Genomic DNA, 2,158 nt, shown 5'->3' with positions numbered 1-2,158 from the left:
GTCACCGGCTGGATCTCCAGCATCTGACACCGCACCGGCCGCCGGCGTCGAAGGCACGGGGGTGGGGTGGGTGGCGCCTTCGACGCCGGCGGCCGGTGCGGTGTCAGATGCTGGAGATCCAGCCGGTGACGGTGCTGATCGCGTCGCTGATGGCGGGCGCGGCGCCGGTTGAGGCGAGGAAGAAGCCGAACCCGGCGCAGGCCAGGGCGGGCCCGACGCGGACGTAGCCGAGGCGGATGAGGACGAAGACGACGATGCCGAGCAGGACGACGGCGGAGATCGATACGGCCACGGGCGGTGTGTCCTTCCAGATGTGAGCAGGGCCCGGCCGGTGTGGCCGGGCCCTGCGGATCGGGGTGTGGGGTGGGTCAGACGCCGGAGAGGTTCTTGATGGCTTCCAGCGCCTGGCGGGGAGAGGTGACCGCGTCGCGTCGAGCGGCGGATTTCCCACCGCCGCGGCGCTTGCCGCCGCTCTTCCTGGGAGCTCCGTCGTCGTAGCCGTCCTCGCCCTCGTCGTCGCTCGGCTCGGGGCCGAACTCGCCGGGCCGGGGCGGCTCGGTCCAGTCGAACCACAGGTCCCGCGCTTCCAGTTCGCGGATCTCGTGGTCGGTGAGGGTGGCGATGGTGTCGGGGAAGTAGCCGTCGATGCCTGCCTTGGAGTCCATGAACAGCGTGCGCAGGACCTCGGGCTGCTTGGCTTCGACGATCCATCCGGCGCCGCCGGTGTTGGAGTCGGCGGGCGGCTCCGGCTCGCCGCGCATGATCCGCTCGATCCGGCCCTTTTCTTCGGTGGAGAAGGAGCGGGGCAGGGGGTCGGGGATGTACTCGGGCGGGATGCCGAGGGCCTTGAACATGTCGGTGACCTTCTTCGGCGCGACCTTCAAGACGACGGGGATGCAGTTCTCGCGGAGGTTCTCGCACAGCAGCTGCGTGAACCCGTCCTGCACGTAGATGGACTGGCCGGCCACTTTGATGCCGATGCCGTACTTGCGGCCCTTGACCGACACCCGCTCGGCGAGGTCCATGATCTCCGCGCCGTAGTCGCCGTTGCGGGCGGCGGAGAGGAACTCGTCGAGGTAGGCGGACAGCATCCGGTAGGGGCAGCCCGGCCGGGTCGGGTCCCACTCGTGGATCTGGCCGTCCTCCCACGGCATCTCGCCGCGGATCTCCATGAGCGCGTCCAGGGCTCGCAGGAGCCGGATCATGTAGAGCGCGCCGACGCCGTAGCGGTCGGTGTGCTTGCCCAGCGCGGCGGTCTTCTCATCCGGTGCCTCCGTGGCCAGCCAGACGACGGCGCCGAATAGGGCGTCGGCCGCGACGTGCAGGGCCATCAGCTGCGTCTTGCCACCGCCGGAGGGGGCGACGAACAGGCCGTGGGCGGCTCCCCGGTCGGTGTAGACGCGGTTGCGGGCGGGCTGGCCGTTGCCGAGGTAGCCGGTCACCCACCGGCCATCCGCGTCGGGAGTGAGCAGTTCCCGGGTGGCGGGGAAGACCTGCGCCAGCGGGCTGCAGTCCCACAGGGAGACCAGGATCTGGTTGCCGTCGACGGTGACGAACAGCCGGCCTTCGTCGTACTTGGTCTTCAGCGCGGCCGCCAGGGCGTGCAGGTTGATGCGCGGCTCGCCCATGTCGTCGGGGACCTGGGCGATGTAGTGGGTGACCTTGCGCTCGTTGTCGCGGACTTCCTTGGCGAACTGCGAGCCTGGGATGGGGCCGCCGACGGCACCGATCCGGTCGGCCCACCACTCGTGACGGGTGGGGGCCTTGCGGCGCCGCTCGTTGGCGTCGGGGGTGACGTCGACCTCCTTCCAGGCGGGGCCGCCCTCACGCCCGTACTGCCGGACGACCTCCCTGATGGTGACGTCGGTGACGTCCACGCCGAACGCGGCGGCGATGTCATCCTCCTTGAGCCCGGAGATGGGCCGTCCGACCTCGCAGGCGCGCAGCAGCAGCGACAGGTCGTTGGGCATGCCCTCATGCGGGGTGGCCTTGACGACGATGGTGCGGCCGGGCATGCCGCGGTTCTCCCACAGCCAGCGCACCTGCCGGGTGAAGTGGTCGGCGCCGTCATCCGGCTGCGCGCCTGCGAGGTCGGACGGCCCATCTCCGGGCTCAAGGAGGATGACATCGCCGCCGCGTTCGGCGTGGACGTCACCGA

The 2,158-nt window shown here is 70.5% G+C and carries 2 protein-coding genes; both read right to left on the bottom strand.

Annotation, left to right across the window (positions count from 1 at the left end):
- Window positions 1–103: 103 nt before the first annotated feature.
- Window positions 104–292 carry a hypothetical protein gene (locus tag GV126_RS34345; RefSeq protein ID WP_159675182.1) on the bottom strand — a complete coding sequence of 63 codons (189 nt, stop codon included), beginning with the start codon at window positions 290–292 and terminating at the stop codon, window positions 104–106.
- Between the two features lie 76 nt (window positions 293–368).
- Window positions 369–2,158 (bottom strand): chromosome segregation protein ParM (locus GV126_RS34340; protein WP_236570374.1); only part of this gene is annotated, 1,790 nt, incomplete at its 5' end.

Origin of the sequence: Streptomyces mexicanus, from assembly GCF_902506575.1 — a bacterium.
GTDB lineage: Bacteria > Actinomycetota > Actinomycetes > Streptomycetales > Streptomycetaceae > Streptomyces > Streptomyces mexicanus.
This window is presented reverse-complemented; position numbering and strand designations above follow the sequence as displayed.